Below are 22,574 nucleotides of genomic sequence, written 5' to 3' on the forward strand. Positions count from 1 at the left end.
GGTGGGGCATCAGTATCCCCGGGACCGGTCAACCACGCCGGCCACGGGCTCTCCCCGGTCCAGCGCGCGGATCTTGCCGGCGATCTGCGCAATGCTCTCCTCGCGCAGGGTGCGCGCCGAGGTGTGCGGCGTCAGGGCGATGCGGGGATGGTTCCAGAACGGGTGCCCGGCCGGCGGCGGTTCCTCGCGCAGCACGTCGATGGTGGCGCCGGCCAGCTGCCCGCTGTCCAGCAAGGTCAGCAGGTCGGCTTCGACCAGGTGGGCGCCCCGCGCCACGTTGATGAGGTAGGCGCCGGGCCGCAGCCGCCCCAGCGTGTCGCGGTTGAGGATGTTCTCGGTCTCGGCCGTCAGCGGCAGCAGGCACACCAGCACGCGGCTGGCGGCCAGGAAGGCATCGAACTGCGCTGGCCCGGCGAAGCAGCGCACGCCGTCGACGGCATGCGGCGAGCGGCTCCAGCCCAGCACCGGGAACTCGAACTGCTGCAGCGCCTGCGCGACCCGCGTGCCGAGCACGCCCAGGCCCATCACGCCGACCGGGAAGTCGGCCCGCAGGCGCGGCTTGCGGTAGGTCCAGCGGCCCTGCGCGATGTCGCCCTCGTAGGCGGCGAGTTCGCGGAAATGGCGGATCACCGCGTGGCAGACGAACTCGGCCATCTGCACCGACATGCCGGCGTCGTCGAGCCGCACCACCAGGGTCGACGGCGCGATGCGCCGGCCCATCAGGGCGTCGACGCCGGCGCCGATGTTGAACACGGCCCGCAGCCCCGGCTGCTCGTCGAACAGCTGCTGCGACGGCGCCCACACCACCGCATGGTCGGCCGCCGGCGCGCCGGGCTGCCACTCGAGGACATCGGCCTGCGGCAGCGCCTCGCGCAGGCCGTCGATCCAGGGGGCGGCGCGGGTGCCGGAGGCGGAAAAGAGGATGCGCATGGGGGGATTTTCGCCGCCGGACGGACTCACGCCGCGTCAGGGCGAGGCCTGACCGTCGCCACGTCGTTGCCGGCTCCACCCGTGCCACGTCGTTGCGGCGTTGACCCTTGCCACGTCGTTGCGGCGTTGACCCTTGCCACGTCGTTGCGGCGTTGACCCTTGCCACGTCATTGCGGCGTTGACCCTTGTCACGTCATTGCGGCGTTGTCCCGTGCCACTGCATTGCGGGCGTCGACCCTTGCCACGTCATTGCGGGCTTGACCCGCAATCCATCTCCGGGATGGCACGCCCCGTCGGCCGATGCCTCGAGCCGGGCCGATCGACGGTCCGGAGATGGATGCCGGGTCGAGCCCGGCATGACGCCTTTTGGGGTCAGGCCCGGCATGACGCCTTCTGGGGGTCGAGCCCGGCAAACGCCCCTTGGGGCCGGGCCCGGCATCACGTCTGGGCGTCGGGTCGAGCATGACGAGTTCGACTCGGCGGGGCCTCACGCTGCCAGCGTCAGCAGCTCCGCCCCCTCCGCCACCTGGTCGCCCGGCGCGTACAGCAGTTCGGCGATGGTGCCGTCGGCCGGCGCGGCGATGGTGTGCTCCATCTTCATGGCTTCCATCACCGCCAGCGGCTGGCCCTTCTTCACCGTGTCGCCCGCCTTGACCGCGAACGACACCACCTTGCCCGGCATGGGCGCGGTGAGGCGGCCGCCCTCGCTCTCGCCCTCGCCGGCGTGGGCCAGCAGGTCGACCACCACGATGCGGGTGGCGCCGCGCGGGGTGAACACGTGCAGCGCCTCGCCCAGCGCGTCGACCCGCGCCCGCACCCGCTGGCCGGCGAACTGCACCTCGATGGCCTGGTCGTGCGGGGCGAACTGCAGCGGTCCGCTGGCGCCGCCGGCCGTCAGCCGCAGGACGCCGTCGCGCCCGTAGGCCAGCTCGGCCTGGTGCGGCTCGCCGCCGAACTCGAAGGCGAAGCGGCGCGTCGCCGCGCCATAGGCCCGCCAGCCGTCGCGGCGGCTGAACGGGTCGGCGTGCTCCAGCGCGCGCTCGGCCAGCAGCGTGCGTGCCACCGCGCAGGCCGCCGCCAGCGGCAAGCCCACCGGCTCCTGGTGGAACAGCGCGGCCTGCTCGCGCGGGATCAGCGCGGTGTCCAGGTCGGCCTGGGTGAACGAGCGGCTGCGCACCACATGGCGCAGGAACTGCACGTTGGTGGCCAGCCCCACGATGTGGGTCTGGGCCAGCGCGTCGTCAAGCCGGGCCAGCGCCTCCTCGCGGGTGGCGCCATGCACGATGAGCTTGGCGATCATCGAGTCGTAGTAGGGTGAGATGGCATCGCCCTCGCGCACGCCGTCGTCGATGCGCACGGGCGCCGGCACGAAGGCGCTGCAGGCCGGCTTGCGGTAGACGTGCAGCTGCCCGGTGGCCGGCAGGAAGTTGTTGTCGGGGTTCTCGGCGCAGATGCGCGCCTCGATGGCGTGGCCGTCGATGCGCAGCTGCTCCTGCTGCAGCGGCAGCGGCTCGCCGGCCGCCACGCGCAGCTGCCACTCGACCAGGTCGAGCCCGGTGATCGCCTCGGTCACCGGATGCTCGACCTGCAGCCGCGTGTTCATCTCCATGAAGAAAAAGTCCATCGCATCGCCACGCTGCTCGACGATGAATTCCACCGTGCCCGCGCCGACGTAGCCCACGGCCTTGGCGGCCGCCACCGCCGCCTCGCCCATGCGGCGCCGCAGCTCCGGCGACAGGCCGGGCGCCGGCGCCTCCTCCAGCACCTTCTGGTGGCGGCGCTGCACCGAGCAGTCGCGCTCGAACAGCCACAGGCAGTGGCCGTGGGTGTCGCCGAACACCTGGATCTCGATGTGGCGCGGCCGCTGCACGTACTTCTCGACCAGCACGGCGTCGTCGCCGAAGCTGTTCTTCGCCTCGCGCTGGCAGGACGCCAGTGCCGCCTCGAAGTCCTCGGCCTTCTCGACCGCGCGCATGCCCTTGCCGCCGCCGCCGGCGCTGGCCTTGATCAGCACCGGGTAGCCGATGCGGTCGGCCTGCTTCTTCAGGAAGGCCGGCCCCTGCTCGGCGCCGTGGTAGCCGGGCACCAGCGGCACGCCGGCCTGCTCCATCAGCCGCTTGGACTCGGCCTTCAGGCCCATGGCCTGGATGGCCGAGGCCGGCGGGCCGATGAACACCAGCCCGGCCTGCGCGCAGGCGGCGGCGAACTCCTCGTTCTCGCTCAGGAAGCCGTAACCCGGGTGGATGGCCTGCGCGCCGGTGGCCCGTGCCGCCTCGAGGATGCGCTCCCAGCGCAGGTAGCTGTCCTGGGGCGCGCTGCCGCCCAGGTGCACCGCCTCGTCGCAGGCCGCGACATGCTTGGCATCGGCATCGGCGTCGGAATAGACGGCGACGGTGCGGATGGCCAGGCGCCGCGCCGTGGCGGCCACCCGGCAGGCGATTTCGCCGCGATTGGCGATCAATATCTTCTTGAACATTCAGGACTCCCGGGGCAGGCGCTGCCCCGCAAAGAAACCGCGCAACTCGCGCACCACCGTCTTCAGGAACTTCACCAGCACCACCAGCAGCACGATCGACACGATCACGCAGGCGATGAGCACCAGGGTGAACACCGCCGGGTGGGTGGCCGACAACCACAGCAGGAACACCACCAGGCCGTCCTCGGCCAGCGAGACTCCCCAGTTGGAGAACGGCTCGGGCGAGGTGTTGACCGCCGCCCGCGTCGTCATCTTGGTCGCGTGGCTGGTGGCGGCCAGGCTGCCGCCCACCAGCGCCGCGATCCAGCCCATGGCGGCGTTGTCGGCGCCCAGCGCACCGGCCGCCAGCGCCGCCCCGGCCGGGATGCGGATGACGGTGTGCACCGCGTCCCAGACCGTGTCGACGTAGGGAATCTTGTCGGCGAAGAACTCGACGAACAGCATGAAGCCGCTGGCCGCCAGCACGGCCGGGTGCTGCAGCACCTGCAGGCCGGCCGGCAACGGGATCCAGCCGAGGAAGCCGGCCAGCCCGGTGAGGAAGACGGCGGCATAGAGCCGGAAGCCGCTGGCCCAGCCGAGCGCGGCCGCCAGCGCCAGCAGCTGCGGCGGCTCCATCAGCGCGGGGATCTGGTCCATGGCTCAGCCCTGGTGCGGCAGCCAGCCGGGCTTGCGCTTCTCGAGGAAGGAGCGGATGCCCTCGCGGCCCTCGTCGCTCACCCGCACGTCGGCGATGGCCTCGGCGGTGCGGCTGATCAGCCCGGCCGAGATGGTGTGGCCGGCGACGTCCTGCACCAGCTGCTTGGTGGCCTTGACGGCTTCCGGCCCGGCCACCACCAGCGCGCCGGCGATCTCGTGCACCTTGGCGTCGAGCTGCTCGGCCGGCACCACCTCGTGCACCAGCCCGATGCGGTGCGCCTCGGCGGCGGAAAAGCGCTCGGCGGTGAGGAACCAGCGGTGCGCGTGGCGGGCGCCCATGGCCCGGATGACGTAGGGGCTGATGGTGGCCGGAATGAGGCCGAGCCGCGTCTCGCTGAGGCAGAAGTGGGCCCCGTCGACCGCCACCGCGATGTCGCAGGCGGCCACCAGGCCGGTGCCGCCGGCGTAGACGTCACCCTGCACCCGGGCGATGGTGGGCTTGGGGCAGCGCCAGACCACCTCGAGCATGCGCGCCAGGCCGCTGGCGTCCTCCAGGTTCTGCTCGCGCGTGTAGCCGGCCATGCGCTTCATCCAGTTCAGGTCGGCGCCGGCGCAGAACGCCGGCCCGTTGCCGGCCAGCACCACGCAGCGCACCTCGGGCCGCTTGCCCAGTTCGAGGAAGACGGCGGTGAGCTCGGTGATCACCTCGTCGTTGAAGGCGTTGCGCACCTCCGGACGGTTGAGCGTGACGGTGGTGACGCCGGCAGTGGTGTCGAGCAGCAGATGGTTCATGTCAGGGCGCCTTGCGGGAAACGATGGGACTGCCCGCAGCATCGGGGAATTCCCCGGCCTTGGGTTGCCGGACGTCGGGAAAGCGGGTGGACAGCGCAGGCCATCCACGCCGTGTGGCGGGAACGGCGCGAGCCCGGCGGCGCGGCCGTGGTTGAGCACCTTCATGGCGCGGCCTCCGAGGCCGTCGCAGCCGACCTCGCCCGCGCGCCATAGCGCGCGAACTGCGGCTGCACCTCGCTCGGCAATCCGAGCGCGGCAAGGAAGGCCGTGACCTCCGGTTGCCAGATCGGCAGGCCGGCGCGCGAGCCGAACATCGCGTGCGCGTCGCTGCCGAAGGTGCCGAATGCCACCAGGCGGGCCTGCCCGCCGCCGCCGAGATAGCGCTCGAGCATGGCGGCGGACAAGTCGGGTTGGAAGTAGCTGTCGTTCTCGCCGTAGAACCACAGCGAGGGCACGCGGGTCTGGCTGGCGTAGCTGCCGGCCGCCACCGCCAGCGTCCTTTGCCAGCCGGCGCAGCCGTCCTGCCGCAGGCCGCCGGCGAAATTGACCAGCCCGCGCACCCCGGGGTAGTTCTCGGCACCGAATGCCAGCGTGGTCCAGCCGCCGTGGGACTGGCCCACCACGACGATGCGGGCGCGATCGGCCCAGGGCTGGGAGCCGGCCCAGTCCAGCACCACGCGCAGGTCCTGCGCCTGCACGCGCCCGTTGCTCTCGACGTTGCATCCGCCGCCGATGTAGCTGCCGCTGGAGCGCGAGAAGCCCTGCCGCATCGGCACCAGCACCGCATAGCCACGCTGCAGGAAGTAGCGCGCCGCCAGCGCCGGCCGGTAGCGGGACTGGAAGCGCGGATCGCCGTGCGCCTTGCCGTGGTTGACCAGCACCAGCGGGAACGGGCCGTCGCCGTCGGGCTTGTAGACGGTGGTCTCGATCTCGGTCGAGAACAGCGTGCCCGTCTTGGCGACCATGACCACCGCCTCGTTCAGCGCCGCATCCAGCTGCGGCGCCTGCGCGCCGGCCGGCCCGCACCCGAGCAGGCCGGCCACCCACAGCAGGAGCATCGACGACAGGCGCTGGATCGGCATCGCGGTCAGGGTTCAGTAGCGCTTGGCCACTTCTTCCAGCATGACCTCGGTGGCGCCGCCGCCGATGGCCAGCACGCGGGCGTCGCGCCACAGGCGCTCGATCGCCATCTCGCGCATGTAGCCCATGCCGCCGTGGAACTGCTGGCAGGCCTGCACCACCTCATTGACCAGCTCGCCGGTCAGCGCCTTGAGCATCGAGACCTCCTGCACGATGTCGTGGCCCTGGGTGACGCGCCAGCCGCAGTGGTACAGGAAGGCGCGCGCGGCCCGGGTCCTGGCGTCCAGCATGGCCAGCCGCTGGCGGATGACCTGCTGGTTCCACAGCGGCCCGCCGAACGCCTGCCGCTGGCGCACGTAGTCGAGCGTGAGCTGCAGCGCGCGCTGGCAGTGGCCCACCGCCATGGCGGCCAGGGCGATGCGCTCGGTCTGGAAGTTCTTCATCACCGAGTAGAAGCCCTTGCCCTCCTCGCCCAGCAGGTTGGCCGCCGGCAGGCGCACGTCGTCCAGCACCAGTTCGGCGGTGTCGCTGGACAGCCAGCCGGTCTTCTTCAGCGCCCGGCCGACCGAGAACCCCGGCGTGCCCTTCTCGACGATGAACATCGAGACCTCGCGCTTGCCCGGACCGGTCTTGGCGGCGATGAAGTACAGGTCGGCGTGCACGCCGTTGGTGATGAAGAGCTTGCTGCCGTTCAGCACCCAGTGGTCGCCGTCGCGCTTGGCGCTGGTGCGGATGCCGGCCACGTCCGATCCGGCGCCCGGCTCGGTGATGCCCACCGCCGTGACCAGCTCGCCGGCGATCACGCGGCGCAGGTACTTGTCCTTCTGCGCCGGCGACCCCGCGTGGTGCAGGTGCGGGCTCGCCATGTCGGTGTGGACCAGCACGGTGATGATGAAGCCGGCATAGGTGGACTGCGACAGCGCCTCGGCGAACACCAGGTTGGTGAGCGCATCGGCCCCGGCGCCGCCGTACTCGGGCTCGTACATCAGCCCGAACAGGCCGGCCTGCCCCATGCGCCGCAGCACCTCGCGCGGCACGAAGCCCTGCTCCTCCCAGGCGTCGGCCCTGCCCTCCACTTCGCGGGCGAGGAAGCGCGCCACCTGGTCGCGCAGGACCTGGTGCTCGGGGGTGTCGTAGATCGAGAGGTCGGACATGGCTTCCTCAGCAGTTGAACGGCTCGACACCGCCGTCGAAACGGCGGCGCTCCAGGCGCACCGGCGGCAGCGCGAGCGGCTCGCCATCGGCGAGCAGCGGCGCCAGCTGGAACTCGGCGCTGCCGGCATCGGCCGGCACCGTGAACGCCAGCCCCGCGGTGGTGGGAACGGCCGCCGCCGGCAACGGTGCGCCGGGCTCGATGCGGTCGCTGAACACGAGCGAACCGGCGGTCAACGCCAGCGGGCGCACCGCCCCACCGGCGGCGTCGCGCAGCTGGAAGCCGTCGGCCTCCAGGCGCCAGCGCGCGCCCTGCCGCACCGCCAGCGCCAGCTCGGCGTGCAGGCCATCGTCCGACCTGGAGCGATACCAGCGGCCACTCCAGGCGATGCCCTCGTGGACAGCGGCGTGGCTGGTGCCGATGTAGTCCAGGATGTTGTCGCAGGCGCGCTGGGGCGTGTCGCGCCGGCAGGCGGCGGCGCGGGCCTCGTCCGCGGCCTGCTGCTGCGCGGAGCGGTAGCTGTCCGGCGTGGCGCGGGCGCCCCCGCGGGCGAGCTCCACCGCCGGCAGGTCGACGGTGCGGTCGTCAAAGCCCACGCGCAGGCCGGCCGCGGTCAGTTGCGGGCTGGCCGCCCCGGGCAGTTCGGCAATGCGCAGCCGCGCGCGGCCGAACGGTGCCTCCGGCTCCAGCGCCGCCGCGGGGCCGGCGCCCGGCCGCAGGCGCTGCGGATCGACCCAGGTGCCGGCGGCCACCGGCACCGAGCGGAACGCCGACAGCTGCACCGGCCCCTCGAGCGGCCGGCCATCGGCGACCACGCGCGGCAGCCCCGGCATGCGCACGGCCTTGCCGGCCGGCAACGCGAGCTGCACCCGGACCGGGACGGCGCCGTCGCGCGCCGCCTCGGCCACGACGGCCAGCGCGAGCCCGCCGCCCAGGTCGACGTCCACGCCGGTGACCGGCCCGGCCTGGCCCTGGCACCAGGCGCGCCGGTCGCGCGCGCCCGCATGGGCGACGACCGGGCGCCAGTACGTCCCGTAGGGGGTGGGCACGCAGCCAGCGACCGGCAGGGCCAGCGCCGCGCCCAGCAGCCGGCGGCGCGCGAGGAAGGACCGGGGGTGCACCGCGCCGCTCCTCACATCCGGAACACGCCGAACTTCGGCTCGCCGATCGGCGCGTTCAAAGCCGCCGACAGGCCCAGCGCCAGCACGCGGCGGGTGTCGGCCGGGTCGATGACGCCGTCGTCCCACAGGCGGGCGCTGGCGTAGTAGGGATGCGACTGGAAAGCGAACTGGTCGAGCAGCGGCTGCTTGAACTCGGCCTCGTCCTGCGCGCTCCACTGGCCGCCCCGGGCCTCGATGCCGTCGCGCCGCACGGTGGCCAGCACGCTGGCGGCCTGCTCGCCGCCCATCACCGAGATGCGCGCGTTGGGCCACATCCAGAGGAAGCGCGGGCTGAACGCGCGGCCGCACATGCCGTAGTTGCCGGCGCCGAAGCTGCCGCCGATGATGATCGTGAACTTGGGCACGCTGGCGGTGGCCACCGCCGTGACCATCTTGGCGCCGTGGCGGGCGATGCCCTCGTTCTCGTACTTGCGCCCGACCATGAAGCCGGTGATGTTCTGCAGGAACACCAGCGGCACCTTGCGCTGGCAGCACAGCTCGATGAAGTGGGCGCCCTTCTGGGCCGACTCGCTGTACAGGATGCCGTTGTTGCCGATGATGCCCACCGGCATGCCCTCGATGTGGGCGAAGCCGCACACCAGCGTGGTCGAGGAGCCGCCCGGCGTGCCGCCCCAGCGCGACTTGAACTCGTGGAATTCGCTGCCGTCGACGACGCGGGCGATGACCTCGCGCACGTCGTAGGGCCGGCGCGCCTCGGTCGGCACCACGCCCCACAGCTCGCGCGGGTCGTACCTGGGCGGCCGCGGCTCGCGCAGCTGGGCCTGCGGCAGCTTCTCGCGGTTCAGGCTGGCCACCGCCTGGCGCGCCAGCGCCAGCGCGTGCATGTCGTTCTGGGCCAGGTGGTCGGCCACGCCCGACAGCCGGGTGTGCACGTCGCCGCCGCCCAGGTCCTCGGCCGAGACCACCTCGCCGGTGGCCGCCTTCACCAGCGGCGGGCCGCCCAGGAAGATGGTGCCCTGGTTCTTCACGATGATGGTCTCGTCGCTCATCGCCGGCACGTAGGCGCCGCCGGCCGTGCACGATCCCATCACCACCGCGATCTGCGCGATGCCCTGCGCCGACAGATTGGCCTGGTTGTAGAAGATGCGGCCGAAGTGCTCGCGGTCCGGGAACACCTCGTCCTGCTGCGGCAGGTTGGCGCCGCCCGAGTCCACCAGGTAGATGCAGGGCAGCCGGTTCTGCATCGCGATCTCCTGCGCCCGCACGTGCTTCTTCACCGTCATCGGGTAGTAGGTGCCGCCCTTGACGGTGGCGTCGTTGCACACGATGACCACGTCGCGCCCGCTCACCCGGCCGATGCCGGCGATGAGCCCGGCACAGGGCGCGTCGCCGTTGTACATGGCGAACGCGGCCAGCGGCGCCAGCTCGAGAAAGGGCGTGCCGGGGTCCAGCAGCATCTGCACCCGCTCGCGCGGCAGCAGCTTGCCGCGGGCCACGTGCTTGGCGCGGGCGGCGTCGCCGCCGCCGGCGGCCATGAGGTCCAGCTGGGCCTGCAGGTCCTCGACCAGGCCACGCATGACTTCGGCGTTGGCCTGGAACTCGGCGGAGCGGACGTTGAGTTGGCTTTCCAGGACGGACATGGGGTGCTTTCGGATGCGGACGGGGAAGCTTGCGCCGGCGCGGCGGCCACGGCCAACGGGGTGATCCCGGCCCGGCCGCGCGCGGCTGCCCGCAAGCCTACGCCAGCACGGCCCGGTACGGCGCGTCCGATGGGGTGCAAATCCTGCCACACTCGTGTCCATGCCTGCCCCACGCCCGCAGCCCTCCGCCGGCCCCCCTGCGGCCGTCACGCCGATGGCGTTCGCACGAGCGATCGTGGCGGCCTACCGGGGCGACGGGCTGGCTCCCGACGCAGCCCTCAAGCTGGCACAGATCACGCCAGCGCAGCTGCGCCAGCCGGACGGGCGCATGACGGCCCGCCAGCTCGAGGTGCTGGCGGCCGCGGCGATGCAGGAACGCGACGACGAGGGCCTGGGCGCCTTCGGCCGCAAGCTGCCCTGGGGCAGTTACGGCCTGCTCGCCCGCGCCTCGCTGACGGCGCCCGACCTGGGCACGGCGCTCAAGCGCTGGTGCCGGCACCACGGGCTGCTGACCGACGACATCCGGCTCGCGCTGGCCGTGGCCGGCCCCGCGGCGTCGATCACGCTGGAGGAGCGGCGCCCGCTGCCGGCCGAGGTGCGCGAGCTGTCGATCGCCTTCATCCTGCGCAACATCCACGGGCTGGCCTGCTGGTACGTGGATTCGCGCATCCCGCTGCTCGGGGCGAGCTTTCCGTTCGCCGCCCCGCTGCACGCCGACGCCTACCGCCACATGTTCCCGGGCGGGCCGCTGCAGTTCGGCGGCGGCGCTGCGGCGGTGATCCGCTTCGACGCCGACTACCTGCGGCTGCCGGTGCGGCGCGACGAGAAGGCGCTCAGCCAGCTGCTGCGCCAGCGGGCGCTGCAGCTGACCGTGCTGCAGTACCGGCGCGACCGGCTGCTGGCGGCGCAGGTGCGCCAGGCCCTGGCCACCCAGCCGGGCGAGGGCCACACCGCGCAGGCGCTGGCCGGCCTGCTGCACGTCTCGCCCCGCACCCTGCACCGGCAACTGAAGGACGAGGGCGCCAGCCTGCAGCAGCTGAAGGACGAGGTGCGGCTGGAACGCGCCCGGGACCTGCTGCTGCGCACGCGCCAGCCGCTCAAGCAGGTGGCGGCGGCCGTGGGGTTCCGCAACGAGAAGAGCTTCGCGCGCGCGTTCCGGCGCCAGGTGGGCGTGGCGCCGGGCGCGTTCCGCGCCAGCCGCTGAGCCGCGGCGCGCTCAGCCCCGATAGCTCTCCACCGTGCGTGGGTCGCGCACCTGCGCGCTGTCGGGGTCCTCGCCGAACTCGCGCTTGGCGCGCCGCTGGCGCAGCAGGTCCCAGCACTGGTCCAGCTGTTCGGAGACGTGCTTCAGGCGCGCGTGCTTCGCCTGCGGGTCGCCGCGCTCGGTCAGGAGCCGGTGCTCCTCGTCGACCAGTTCCGAGATGTGGTCCAGGATGCCCTTGTCAGTGGTGCTCATGCGGATCTCCTGCAACTCGCACCCTTCATCGTACGCCGCCGACCACCCGGACGGGCCCGGGAACTTTGGCCCCGCCGGCCTGTCCAGCTTGGACACACGAAGCCCGGGGAGGGGCACTTGAACCGACGAGACCTGCTTGCATCCGGCGCCGCGGCGCTGCTGGCCACCGGTGCCCGCGCCGCCACCGCCCTGGACGGCCTGGCCGCGCTGCCGAAGACGCCCCGGCTGCCGGTGGTGTTCGTCGGCCACGGCAGCCCGATGAACGTCATCACCGAGAACCCCTGGCGTCCGCAGTGGGAGGCGCTCGGCCGCACCTTCGGCGCCGAGCACCCGCGCCCGGCCGCCATCCTGTGCATCTCGGCCCACTGGCTCACCGACGGCTGGTGGGTCACCGGCATGCAGCGGCCGCCCACCATCCACGATTTCGGCGGCTTCCCGCAGGCCCTGTTCGACCAGCGCTATCCGGCCCCCGGCGCCCCGGCGCTGGCGCGCGACCTGGTGGCGGCGGCCCGCGGCCGCCGGCTGCGCCCGGACGAGCGCCAGTGGGGCTACGACCACGGCACCTGGTCGGTGCTCAAGCCGATGTTCCCGCGCGCCGACATCCCGGTGCTGCAGCTCAGCCTCGACATGGCCCGGCCGCCGCAGGAGCACCTGGCGGCAGGGCGCGAGCTGCGCGCCCTGCGCGAGCGCGGCGTCCTCATCGTGGGCAGCGGCAACGTGGTGCACAACCTGCGCGCCGTCCAGCGCGGCGGAGCGCCCGACCAGGCCTACGACTGGGCGGCGTCGTTCGACGCCTGGGCCGCGCCGCTGATCGAGCGGGCCGACGGCGCCGCGCTGGCGGGCTTCCAGGCGCGCGGCGCCGAGGCCCAGCTGGCCCATCCTTTTCCCGACCACTGGCTGCCGCTGCTGCATGCGGTCGGCGCGGTCGCTCCCGGCGAGCGCGTGCGCCAGTTCAACCTCGGCTTCCAGAGCGGCTCGCTGTCGATGCGCTCGGTGGTCTGGGGCTGAGCCGGGCGCTCAGGCAGCGCGCGCCAGCATCCAGCCGGCCATCGTCTCCAGCAGTTCCTCGCGCACGGCGGCGTCGGTGCGGCCCGAGCGCACCAGCACCTCGAAGCCGTGGTCGGCGCCGTCGACCACGTGCAGCGTGGCCCGCTCGCCCAGGCCCTGCGCGACCTGGGTGACCAGCGGCAGCTCGGCCAGCGTGTCGCGCGTGCCCTGCAGGAACAGCATCGGCACCTGCACGGCCTGCAGGTGCTCGGCGCGCGCGATGGACGGCTGCCGTGCCGGATGGAGCGGAAAGCCGACGAACACCAGCCCGCGCACGCCGGCCAGTGGCTCGGCCGCCTGCGCCTGCGAGGCCATGCGGCCCCCGAACGACTTGCCGCCGGCGAACAGCGCCAGCCCCGGCCAGCGCCGCGCGGCCTCGGCCACGGCGGCGCGCACGGCCGCCTGCGCCAGCGCCGGCGGATCGGGCCGGCGCGATCCGCGCGCCATGAACGGGAACTGGTAGCGCAGCACCGCGACGCCACGCGCGGCCAGTCCCTGCGCCAGCTGGGCGAGGAAGGGATGCGCCATGCCGGCGCCGGCGCCGTGGCCGAGCACCAGGCCGGCCCGCGCAGCGGCCGGCCCGTCGAGCAACCCTGGCAGGCTGTCGCCACCGGGCAGTGGCACGTCCAGGGGGAGCGGCGCAGGGGTCATGCCGCAACGGTAGCGGATCACGGACGGCCGAGCCAGCGGGAGCAGCCGCGAGCCGGACACGGGCCCCGGCACCTGCGGCAGCGCAAGGCGGTGCCGCGGCCGTGGACCACAATGGCCGCATGACGAGCCAGCAGCAAGGTTCCTCCCTCTTCGACGATCCCAGCGCCCTGCTGCATGCCATCGCGGATGCCACCGACGACGTCATCTTCGCCAAGGACCTGCAGGGCTGCTACCAGTTCGCCAACCCCGCCATGCTGGCGGCGATGGGGCGCCCGGCCGAGGAGGTGATCGGCCGCACCGACCTCGAGATCCAGCCCGACGAGAACCTCGCCCGGCGGCTGATGGCCAACGACCGCGCGGTCATCGCCTCGGGCGGGGTGCTCGAGCGCGAGGAGGCCATCCGGACGCCCGGCGGCGAAGAACGCTTCTGGCTGGCGCGCAAGATGCCGCTGCGCGACCCGGACGGCCGCATCGTCGGCGTGCTGGGCATCTCGCGCGACGTCACCCGGCGCAAGCAGGCCGATGCCGAGCGCGAGGCCGACCGGCTCAAGTTGCGCATGGGCATCCAGGCCGCCGGCCTGGTGATGGCGGAGATCGACTACCGCCACGACCGCAACCACATCTCGGCCGAGCTGGCGCGGCTGATCGAACTGGGCGACCAGGACATGGTGGTGCCGAGGCAGGCCATCTTCGACCGCGTGCACCCCGACGACCGGCAGCGCTACGTCGAGGCCATCGCCGCCACCACCGATCCGGCGGGCAGCGGACTGCTGGCCATCGACGTGCGCGCCCTGCTGCCCAGCGGCATCGTGCGCTGGTTGCACATCCGGCTGCAGGTCACCTTCAGCGAGGTCGACGGCCAGCTGCGCCCGGACCGCGGCTTCTGCGCCGCGCGCGACGTCACCGCCGAGCGCCAGGCCGAAAGCCGCCTGCGGGCGGCGCAGCGCATGACCGAGTCGGTGATCGAGGGCGCCGGCGCGCTGGTCTACGCCAAGGACCTGGCGGGCCGCTACATCCTGTTCAACCACGCCTGGCGCACGCAGACCGCGCTGACACCGGAGCAGGCCCTGGGCGCCACCGACGACCAGCTGTTCGGCCCCGAGGCCGCGCGCCAGCTGCGTGCCAACGACCGCCAGGTGGCCGAGAGCGGCGAGCCGCTGCAGGTGCAGGAGCGGGTGGTCATGAACGGCCGCACGATCGTCTACCGCTCGAGCAAGTTCCCGCTCTACGACGACAGCGGCCGCATCCACGCGGTGTGCGGCGTGTCGACCGACGTCACCGACGTGGTCGAGGCCGACCGCCGCAAGGACGAGTTCCTGGCCACGCTGGCGCACGAGCTGCGCAACCCGCTCGCGCCGATCCGCAACGGGCTGGAGATCCTGCGCCTGTCGCAGCTGGCGCCCAAGGCCGAGCGCACGCGCGAGATCATGGAGCGGCAGTTCCGCCACCTGGTGCGGCTGGTCGACGACCTGCTCGACGTCTCGCGCATCAGCCGCGGCAAGCTCGAGCTGCGCCTGCAGCCCACGACGCTGCAGCAATGCATCGCCGAGGCACTGGAGGCCAGCCAGGGCGCCGTCGAGGCGGCCGGCCACAGCCTCGCGGTCGACCTGGCGCCGCAGCCCCTGCGGCTGCACGGCGACCCCACGCGGCTGGCCCAGGTGGTGGGCAACCTGGTCAACAACGCCACCCGCTACACACCGCCCGGCGGCCACCTGCGCGTCAGCGCCCGGGCCGAGGGCGGCCAGGCCGTGCTGCAGGTCAGCGACGACGGCAGCGGCATCGCGGCGGAGACGCTGCCACGCGTGTTCGACCTGTTCGCCCAGGGCACGGCCGCGCCCCACCAGGCCCAGGCGGGGCTGGGCATCGGACTGTGGCTGGTGCGCAAGCTGGTCGACCGGCACCACGGCACGATCGAGGCCTGCAGCGACGGGCCGGGACGCGGCAGCACCTTCACCGTCCGCCTGCCGCTGGCCGACGGCTGAGTCGCTGCGGCCGAGCCCGCGCGACCAGGCGTGACGGGCGCAGCAAAGTGTCAACGCCGTCCCGCCAGCCGCCGCGGACGGGCTATCGTGATCGGTTCCCCGCACTCCCTTCCGTCGCGGCCATGGATCCAGCGATCGCGAACCAGGATTTCAATCCGCCGCCGCCACCGCCGGTGGGATGGCGCGGCCTCGCAGCGGCGCTGGCGGTCAACGCCCTGTTCATCGTCGGGCTGCTGTGGAGCGTGCCGTGGTACCGCGCGTCCACGCCGGAGGTGGCCGCGCGCCAGCCCGCGCCCCTGGCCACCATGGGTGGCCCGCCCTCAGCACCGGCACCGGCACCGGCACCGGCACCGGCACCGGCGCCGGCGCCCGACCCCGCCGCCGCCACTTCCTGGCCCTATTCGCCCACCATCGCCGCGGCGGCCGGCCAGGCAGCGCCGCCACGGCAGACCGGCGCTTCGCAGCCGGCCGCCCCCAACCGCACGACACCGGCGCGCCCGGCCACCGTGGCAGCGCAGGCAACTGCGCCGCCGACGAGCAGCGCCACGGGACCGAGTTTCGATTGCGGCAAGGAGCTCTCGCCCACCGAACGCCTGATCTGCGCCGATGCCGAACTGTCGCGCCTGGACCGCGAGCTGGGCCGGCTGACCGCGACGGCGCTCTCGCTCTCGACCGACCCGGTGGCCTTCCGCCGGACCAGCGACCGCGAGTGGAAACGGCGCGAGGCCGAGTGCCGCGACAAGGCCTGCCTGCTGGCCTGGTACGCGCAGCGCCGCGAGCACATGCAGGTGCTGGTCGACGCCGGGACGGCGCGCGCGCGCGGCGGCTGAGGCGGCGCCTGGCGCCGCTGGCGCCGCCGTCGCTGCGTCAGCAGTTGGTGGTGCCGGCCGACGCGGTGGGCGAACGGGTCGACCCGGCGGCATCGGACGGGGCCGCGCCGGCGGTCGAGGGGCTGCGGCCGGTCGTGGTGTCGGCCGGACCGCCCGCCGAGCCGGAGGCCGATGAGCCCATCGTGCTGCTGCTGCCGGCGCTGCTGGCGCTGGTGCCCCCGGAGGAACTGCCGACGGACGGCGCGGTGCTGGCCGAGCCCGACGACCCCATGCCGGCGGAGCCCATGCCGGAGGACCCCATCCCGGACGAGCCCATGCCCGGCGAGCCCGCGCCGGCCGCGCCGGACGAGCCCATGGCCGTGCTGCCGCGGTTCATGCAGGGCGCCGTGGCGCTGGAGCCGGCGTCCGAGCTGCCGGGCGTGGTGGTGCCCGGCGAGCTGCCCATGGAGCCGGAGCCCATGCCCGGGCTGCCGCTGGTGCCCGATCCCATGCCGGGACCGGCGCTGGAGCCGCCACTGGCGCCCGGGGTCTGCGCGGACACCAGTCCGGCGGTGGCCAGCGCGACGGCGGCGACGAGGGCCGCGAGGGGGGTGGGATGGAAAGTCATGGCGCGAAGTCCTTTCATGGGTTCGTGACGGATGGAAGCCGGCCACGGCCGAGGCAGCCAGCGTTCCGCCTGGAGGTCGGCCCGCGGGGCCGGCCGATGCGTGTGGGGGGGGCAACGGACATGCCTGCGAGGCCCTGCCGTGGCTGGGCGGCCGGGGCGGAGCGCGCCCTTTCGGCCAGCAAGGCTGGGGGCGCGCCGTCGCGCTGCCGCGCTGCCGCGAGCTCAGGCCGTCGCGCGGCCCCAGCGGTCCATCAGGCGCGCCACCCGGCGCGGGCCGCCCTCGACCTGCTCGACCAGGTCGAGCCGTGCGTGGCGGTAGGCGTCGAGCACGGCCAGCATGTCGTCGCCGGTGGCGCCATCGAGGCCGCGCAGGCTGCCCAGCGGCAGCGGCCGGTGGCGCCACACCGCGTCGACAAAGCGGGCGACGTCCGGGCCCTCGCGGTCGCCGGGTTCCTCCAGCCGTTGCAGCAGGCGGTCGAGTGCGGCGAGCCCGCGTTCGGTGGCCTCGTGCGAGCGCAGCTCGGTGCCCAGCATGCGGGCCCGCTCGAGCAGCGTGCCCTCGTGGTCGATCCGCAGGTGGTCGCCGCGCCCGGTGACCAGCTGAACGCCCTCGATGTGCGCCAGCACCGCCTGGTGCCGCCGTTCGCGATCCGCCTTGGCCATGGCAGTTCCTTTTCGAACCCGGTGGTCCAGTTGTACTGCACCTGGGCCGCAACATGAAGCGAAACGGCCGGGCGTGTCGCCGCCGGACCCTCGGTGATTCCCCTCTCCCGACGGGGTGCGCCGCGCCGCGACAATCCCCGGTTTCGCGCGCATGCCGCATCCCGACCGCACAGGAGCTTGTCCATGACCATTTCCCGCCGCCACCTTCTCCAGGCCACCGGGGCCTCGGCCCTGCTGGCCGGCATCGGCCGCCACGCCTACGCGCAGGCGCAGATCGAGAACCTGAAGATCATCACGGGCTTCGCCGCCGGCGGCACCTCCGACACCACCTGCCGCCGCGTGGCGCAGGCCCTCACCGGCAACTACGCGCGCACCGCGGTGGTCGAGAACAAGACCGGCGCCGGCGGCCAGATCGCCATCCAGACCGTCAAGGCGCTGCCGGCCGACGGCGCGACCATCCTGCAGTCGCCGACGTCGATGTTCACCATCTACCCGCACATCTACAAGCGCCTGCCGTACGACCCGGTGGCCGACGTCACGCCGGTCTCGCTGGCCTGCGTGTTCGACTTCGGCTTCGCCGTCGGCCCCATGGTGCCGGCCAGCGTGCGCAACGTGTCCGAGTTCATCGCCTGGGCCAAGGCCAATCCCAACCAGGCCACCTTCGGCTCGCCGGCGGCCGGCTCCACGCCGCACTTCATCCCCGCGCTGATGGGCATCAAGGCCGGCTTCGACTTCAAGCACGCGCCCTACCGCGGCACGCAGCCGGCCATGCAGGACCTGCTGGGCGGCCAGATCCCGGCCGTCAGCGGCCCGATCGGCGACCTCACCCAGCACCTGGCCAGCGGCAAGGTCCGCATCCTGGCCACCTCGGGCGCCAAGCGCAGCCGCTTCGCCCCCGACGTGCCCACCTACACCGAGCAGGGCTTCGGCGACCTGCAGCACAGCGAGTGGTTCGGCTTCTTCCTGCCGCCCAAGGCCGCGCCCGAACTGGTGTCGCGCCTGAACGCGTCGCTGCGCACCGCGCTGGCCAGCAAGGACGTGGTCGACGGCCTGGCCACCTTCGGCCTGGAAGCCATGTCCAGCAGCCCGACCGAGTTCGCCAGCCTGCTGCGCACCGACACCGTCAAGTGGGCGCCCATCGTCAAGACGATCGGCTTCACGGCGGACACCTGACGCCTGGCGGTGCGCTGCGGCTGGCCGGGTGCCGGCCGCAGCGTCGCTGGTCGGCTCGCTCCTGCGCGGCACCGCCGGGTCCACCGGCGGGGTCGCTCGACGTCCCGGAGATGGATTGCGGGTCAAGCCCGCAATGACGGGGTCTTTCGCTCCTGCGTGACGAGTCCCTCGTTCCCGACTGACGAGTCTCTCGTTCCCGCCGTGACGAGTCTCTCGTTCCGCCATGACGAGTCCCTCGTTCTGCCATGACGAAGTGCTTCGTTCCCGCCGTCGGGGTCCGGGCCGCCACGACGACGCCCTTGTCGTCGTCCCCCTTCCCCGTCATGCCGGGCTTGACCCGGCATCCAGCTCCGGAGCGCGGATCGGCCCGGCACGGCGAGCCGGGGGTGGATGGCGGCTCAGGACCGCCCAGACCGGGCGCCTCCCCACGTCCGCGCTGACGCGCGCCGCGCCACGCCCTCAACCTCCCGCGAACCGGACCGCTGGCGCCGTCGCGCACGAGGCGAACAGCAGCGCGTCCAGCGGATCGGGCGCCGCCACGCCGGCCACCAGCGGCGGCGGCGCGTCGACCACGCAGAACGCCGCCCGCGCGCCCACCCGCAACGCCGGCGCGGCCAGGCCGCAGGCGGCCGCCCCGCCGGCGAGGGCGCCGTCCAGCAGCACGGCGGCCGTGCTTTCGCGGCCGGCCGCGCGCGCCGCGACGTTGCGCTGGCGGCGCACCAGCCGCTGCGAATACTCCAGCAGCCGCAGCTCCTCGACCCAGCTGCGCGCCACCTGGCTGTCCGATCCCACCGACCAGCGGCCGCCCGCCTGCAACCAGGCCGGCAGGTCGAACACGCCGTCGCCCAGGTTGGCCTCGGTGGTCGGGCACAGCACGATGGACGCACCGGTCGCGGCCAGGTCGTGCAACTCCTGCGGCACGGTGTGGGTGGCATGCACCAGGTTCCAGCGCGCGTCGACCGGCATCTGCTCGAGCAGCCAGGCGATCGGACGCCGGCCGTGCTGCGCCACGCAATCGTCGACCTCGCGCTGCTGCTCGGCGATGTGCAGGTGGATCGGCATCCCGGCCGCGCGCGCGGCATCGACCGTCTCGCGCAGCGCACCGGGATCGACGGCGCGCAGCGAGTGGATGGCGATGCCGGCGTTCAGTACCTGGCCGCCGGCGCCCAGCCGGCCCACCTGCTCGGCGATGCGCAGCACGCCCTCGGGAGTGGAGGCGAACCGGCGCTGGTCGTCGCGCAGGCCGGCGGCGCCGAAGCCCGATCGCATGTAGAGCGTGGGCAGCAGCGTCAGGCCGATGCCGGCCGCCTGCGCCGCCCGCACCAGCGCCAGCGCCATCTCGGCCGGCTCGGCATAGGGGCGGCCGTCGAGGTCGTTGTGCAGGTAGTGGAACTCGCACACGTGGGCGTAACCACCGGCCAGCAGTTCGCGGTACAGCCGGGTGGCGATGCGCTCCACGTCGTCGGGCGAGACCGTGAGCGCCACCTGGTACATGCGGTCGCGCCAGCTCCAGAAGTCGTCGGCCTCGCCCACCGGGCTGCGCTCGGTGAGGCCGGCGATGGCGCGCTGGAAGGCATGGCTGTGGGCATCGACCAGCGCCGGCAGCACGGCCCCGTCCAGCACCTCGGCGCCGGCCCGCCCGGCGGCCGTGCAATCGGGCCGCACCTCGGACCACAGGCCATCGGCGCCGGCCACCAGCAGCACGTCGTGCGCCCACCCGCCCGCGATCCAGGCCTGCCGGGCGAACAGGCGCTCAGGCATGGAGCGCGCGGCAGGCCTGGATCGCCGCCTCGACCATGGAGCGCACGACCGGCTGCACCCGGGCAGCGCGCGCCTCGTCCCAGTCGTAGGGCGGCGTCTCGCGCATGTAGGTCCGCTGCACCATCTCCAGCTGCACGGCGTGCACGTCGTCGGCCGGCCGGCCGTACTGGCGCGTGATGTAGCCGCCCTTGAAGCGGCCGTTCACCACGTGCGTGTAGCCGCTGGCACGCCCGGCCGCCTGCGCCACCGCCTCGGTCACCGACGGGTGGGCCGAGGTGCCGCCGGCGGTGCCGATGTTCAGGTCGGGCAGCGTGCCCTCGAACAGCCAGGGGATCTCGGCGCGGATGCTGTGCGCGTCCCAGAGCAGCACGTAGCCGTGGGCGGCCTTCAGCCGCGCCAGTTCGGCCTGCAGGGCGTCGTGGTACGGCTGCCAGTAGGCGGCGCGGCGCTCCTGCTGCTGCTGCGGCGACGGCCCGGCGTTCTCGCGGTACAGCGGCTCGCCGGTGAAGAAGCGGCTCGGGCACAGCTCGGTGTTGGAGGCCCCGGGGTACATCGGCGTGTCGTCGGGCGGCCGGTTCAGGTCGATGACGTAGCGCGCCACCGTCGGCTGCAGCACGCTGGCGCCCAGCTCGCGCGCGAACGCGTACAGGCGGTCGAGGTGCCAGTCGGCGTCCTCGGTGGCCAGTGCGCGCGGCAGGTAGGCGGCGCGCAGCGGCTCGGGGATCCCGGTCCCCATGTGGGGGATGCTCACCAGCAGCGGCACGCTGCCGCGGTGCAGGGCGATGGTCATCGGATGGTTCCTTCCACGATGGTGGTGCGGCAGGGGTTGGCGCCGAAGGCATAGGCCAGCTGCGCCGGTTCGGCCACGTCCCAGAGCACGAAATCGGCACGCCGGCCGGCGGCCAGCACGCCGCGGTCGGCCAGGCCCAGCGCCCGCGCGGCGTGGCGGGTGGCGCCGGCCAGTGCCTCCTCGGGCGTGAGCCGGAACAGCGTGCAGGCCATGTTGAGCATGAGCAGCAGGCTGGTGCAGGGCGAGGTGCCGGGATTGCAGTCGGTCGACACCGCCATCGGCACGCCGTGCCGGCGCAGCAGGTCGACCGGCGGGACCCGCGTGTCGCGCAGGAAATAGTAGGCGCCCGGCAGCAGCACGGCCACCGTGCCGGCCCGGGCCATGGCGCGCACGCCGTCTTCGCCCAGCCATTCGAGGTGGTCGCAGCTGAGCGCGCCGAAGCCGGCCGCGAGCTGGGTGCCGGCGCTGTCGCTCAGTTGCTCGGCGTGCAGCTTGACCGGCAGCCGCAGGGCGCGCGCGGCCTCGAACACGCGCTGTGTCTGCGCGAGCGAGAAGCCGATGCGCTCGCAGAAGGCGTCGACCGCGTCGACCAGGCCCTGCGCGTGCAGCAACGGCAGCATGCGCACCACCTCGTCGATGTAGGCGTCGGGCCGGCCCGCGAACTCCGGCGGCAGCGCATGGGCGCCCAGGAAGGTGGTGCGCACGGTCACCCTCTCCTCGGCGCCCAGCCGGCGGGCGACCCGCAGGCACTTGGCCTCGGCCGCTTCCGACAGGCCGTAGCCGGACTTGATCTCGACGGTGGTGGCCCCCTCGGCCAGCAGCGCGCGCAGGCGGCGGCGCGACTGCGCCAGCAACTCGGCCTCGCTCGCGGCACGGGTGGCCCGCACCGTCGACACGATGCCGCCGCCGGCCTGCGCGATCGCCTCGTAGCTGGCGCCCTGCAGGCGCAGCTCGAACTCGCGCGCGCGGTCGCCGGCCCAGACCAGGTGCGTGTGGCAGTCGACCAGGCCGGGCGTGACGAGGGCGCCGCCCGCATCGTGCTCGTCGACACCGCGGCGCCAGGCCGGCGGCAGTTCGGCGCGCGGGCCGACCCAGGCGATGGTGCCGTCCTCGACCGCCAGCGCGCCGTCGTCGACCAGGCCGTAGGGCGCCGCGGCGCCGGGCGCCAGCGTCGCCAGGCGGGCATGGGTCCAGAGCTGGCGGCTCATGGCGTGCGGGCCTCCAGCCAGAGCGCGCCCTCGCCGGCCAGGGTGCCGTGGGCGCGCCAGGTGCGGTGGCGCCACAGCAGGTGGCGCGGCGGCACCTCGAGCGTGGTCTCGAGCAGGGTGAGCCGGGCCGGCCGCGCATGGGCATAGACCGCCACCAGCGCCGGACCGTCGACCCGGAAGTCCCAGCGGCCCTGCACGCGGCGCAGCCTGGCCAGGCCGGGCGCGGCCATGAGGTTGAAGTCGAGCGTGGGGCCGTCGACCAGCGCGCAGTCGACCGGCGCGCTGCCGCTGAACTGCAGGGCCTCGGTGCCCGGGTCCAGGCGCTGCGCGCCGCCGCCCACCCGCAACTCGACGCCGGCCCCCTCCAGCACCGCGAACCAGCGCTCGATGCCCTCGAAGCGCGAGAACGGGCCGGGGGCGGTGACGTCGGCCACCGACACCCGCACGGTCCAGGGGGCACCGGGCGGCCAGGCGAGCAGCTCGCGCGTGGTGCCGCCGCCGTTGCGCCAGGGCTGGCGCGGCGCGGCATCGAGCGACACCAGCTGCCAGTCCGTCGTCATGGCAGGACGGCGCCGCGC

Annotated in this window: 21 protein-coding genes; 6 read left to right on the plus strand and 15 right to left on the minus strand. The window is 73.7% G+C overall.

Annotated features, from left to right (window positions below):
- Positions 1–9: 9 nt before the first annotated feature.
- The 8 genes from GON04_RS24590 to GON04_RS24625 form a co-directional block, all read right to left on the minus strand.
- Entirely contained in the window at positions 10–930 is a 921-nt protein-coding gene (locus GON04_RS24590; RefSeq protein ID WP_157400578.1) for a 2-hydroxyacid dehydrogenase, read from the minus strand.
- 487 nt (positions 931–1,417) lie between these two features.
- Entirely contained in the window at positions 1,418–3,406 is a 1,989-nt protein-coding gene (locus tag GON04_RS24595) for an acetyl/propionyl/methylcrotonyl-CoA carboxylase subunit alpha (RefSeq protein ID WP_157400579.1), read from the minus strand.
- Positions 3,407–4,042, minus strand: a complete 636-nt coding sequence (locus GON04_RS24600; protein ID WP_157400580.1) for a DUF4126 domain-containing protein — start codon at positions 4,040–4,042, stop codon at positions 3,407–3,409.
- Between the two features lie 3 nt (positions 4,043–4,045).
- Positions 4,046–4,834, minus strand: coding sequence for an enoyl-CoA hydratase/isomerase family protein (locus GON04_RS24605; RefSeq protein WP_157400581.1), 789 nt, complete (start codon positions 4,832–4,834; stop codon positions 4,046–4,048).
- 161 nt (positions 4,835–4,995) lie between these two features.
- A complete protein-coding gene (locus GON04_RS24610) occupies positions 4,996–5,916 on the minus strand; it encodes a dienelactone hydrolase family protein (protein ID WP_157400582.1) in 921 nt (306 codons plus the stop codon).
- A 12-nt stretch (positions 5,917–5,928) separates the two neighbouring features.
- Positions 5,929–7,068: an acyl-CoA dehydrogenase family protein gene (locus tag GON04_RS24615; protein WP_157400583.1), complete on the minus strand. Its 1,140-nt coding sequence runs from the start codon at positions 7,066–7,068 to the stop codon at positions 5,929–5,931.
- A gap of 7 nt (positions 7,069–7,075) precedes the next feature.
- Positions 7,076–8,188, minus strand: a complete 1,113-nt coding sequence (locus tag GON04_RS24620) for a hypothetical protein (protein ID WP_157400584.1) — start codon at positions 8,186–8,188, stop codon at positions 7,076–7,078.
- 11 nt (positions 8,189–8,199) lie between these two features.
- Positions 8,200–9,828, minus strand: coding sequence for a carboxyl transferase domain-containing protein (locus GON04_RS24625; RefSeq protein ID WP_157400585.1), 1,629 nt, complete (start codon positions 9,826–9,828; stop codon positions 8,200–8,202).
- A 160-nt stretch (positions 9,829–9,988) separates the two neighbouring features.
- Here GON04_RS24625 and GON04_RS24630 point away from each other — a divergent pair, with 160 nt between their 5' ends.
- Positions 9,989–11,032: an AraC family transcriptional regulator gene (locus GON04_RS24630; RefSeq protein WP_157400586.1), complete on the plus strand. Its 1,044-nt coding sequence runs from the start codon at positions 9,989–9,991 to the stop codon at positions 11,030–11,032.
- A gap of 12 nt (positions 11,033–11,044) precedes the next feature.
- Here GON04_RS24630 and GON04_RS24635 read toward each other — a convergent pair whose 3' ends face one another.
- Complete coding sequence (locus GON04_RS24635) at positions 11,045–11,284, minus strand: DUF2630 family protein (RefSeq protein WP_157400587.1); 240 nt, start codon at positions 11,282–11,284, stop codon at positions 11,045–11,047.
- Between the two features lie 117 nt (positions 11,285–11,401).
- Here GON04_RS24635 and ygiD point away from each other — a divergent pair, with 117 nt between their 5' ends.
- A complete protein-coding gene (gene ygiD / locus GON04_RS24640; protein ID WP_157400588.1) occupies positions 11,402–12,292 on the plus strand; it encodes a 4,5-DOPA-extradiol-dioxygenase in 891 nt (296 codons plus the stop codon).
- 9 nt (positions 12,293–12,301) lie between these two features.
- Here the strand turns inward: ygiD and GON04_RS24645 are convergent, their stop codons facing one another.
- Positions 12,302–12,982, minus strand: a complete 681-nt coding sequence (locus tag GON04_RS24645; protein ID WP_157400589.1) for an alpha/beta hydrolase family protein — start codon at positions 12,980–12,982, stop codon at positions 12,302–12,304.
- 119 nt (positions 12,983–13,101) lie between these two features.
- Between GON04_RS24645 and GON04_RS24650 the strand changes: the two genes are divergently transcribed.
- The 3 genes from GON04_RS24650 (at position 13,102) to GON04_RS24660 (ending at position 16,429) form a co-directional block, all read left to right on the plus strand.
- Positions 13,102–14,964: a PAS domain-containing sensor histidine kinase gene (locus GON04_RS24650; RefSeq protein WP_157400590.1), complete on the plus strand. Its 1,863-nt coding sequence runs from the start codon at positions 13,102–13,104 to the stop codon at positions 14,962–14,964.
- A gap of 122 nt (positions 14,965–15,086) precedes the next feature.
- Complete coding sequence (locus GON04_RS26635) at positions 15,087–15,794, plus strand: lysozyme inhibitor LprI family protein (RefSeq protein ID WP_181653754.1); 708 nt, start codon at positions 15,087–15,089, stop codon at positions 15,792–15,794.
- Positions 15,795–15,844: 50 nt separating this feature from the next.
- Positions 15,845–16,429, plus strand: coding sequence for a hypothetical protein (locus GON04_RS24660; protein WP_157400592.1), 585 nt, complete (start codon positions 15,845–15,847; stop codon positions 16,427–16,429).
- A gap of 194 nt (positions 16,430–16,623) precedes the next feature.
- Here GON04_RS24660 and GON04_RS24665 read toward each other — a convergent pair whose 3' ends face one another.
- Positions 16,624–17,064, minus strand: a complete 441-nt coding sequence (locus tag GON04_RS24665) for a DUF7673 family protein (RefSeq protein ID WP_157400593.1) — start codon at positions 17,062–17,064, stop codon at positions 16,624–16,626.
- 183 nt (positions 17,065–17,247) lie between these two features.
- Between GON04_RS24665 and GON04_RS24670 the strand changes: the two genes are divergently transcribed.
- Positions 17,248–18,237, plus strand: coding sequence for a Bug family tripartite tricarboxylate transporter substrate binding protein (locus tag GON04_RS24670; RefSeq protein ID WP_157400594.1), 990 nt, complete (start codon positions 17,248–17,250; stop codon positions 18,235–18,237).
- 459 nt (positions 18,238–18,696) lie between these two features.
- Here GON04_RS24670 and GON04_RS24675 read toward each other — a convergent pair whose 3' ends face one another.
- Genes GON04_RS24675 through GON04_RS24690 form a run of 4 tightly spaced genes read right to left on the minus strand, consistent with a single transcriptional unit; the run spans position 18,697 to position 22,556 of the window.
- A complete protein-coding gene (locus GON04_RS24675; protein WP_157400595.1) occupies positions 18,697–19,998 on the minus strand; it encodes a formimidoylglutamate deiminase in 1,302 nt (433 codons plus the stop codon).
- Positions 19,991–20,788, minus strand: a complete 798-nt coding sequence (gene hutG / locus GON04_RS24680; protein WP_157400596.1) for an N-formylglutamate deformylase — start codon at positions 20,786–20,788, stop codon at positions 19,991–19,993. The genes GON04_RS24675 and hutG overlap by 8 nt, the downstream gene beginning before the upstream one ends.
- Entirely contained in the window at positions 20,785–21,996 is a 1,212-nt protein-coding gene (hutI, locus tag GON04_RS24685; protein ID WP_157400597.1) for an imidazolonepropionase, read from the minus strand. The genes hutG and hutI overlap by 4 nt, the downstream gene beginning before the upstream one ends.
- A complete protein-coding gene (locus tag GON04_RS24690) occupies positions 21,993–22,556 on the minus strand; it encodes a HutD/Ves family protein (protein ID WP_157400598.1) in 564 nt (187 codons plus the stop codon). The genes hutI and GON04_RS24690 overlap by 4 nt, the downstream gene beginning before the upstream one ends.
- Positions 22,557–22,574: the final 18 nt, after the last annotated feature.

The sequence above is a fragment of the Ramlibacter pinisoli genome (assembly GCF_009758015.1).
GTDB classification, from domain to species: domain Bacteria; phylum Pseudomonadota; class Gammaproteobacteria; order Burkholderiales; family Burkholderiaceae_C; genus Ramlibacter; species Ramlibacter pinisoli.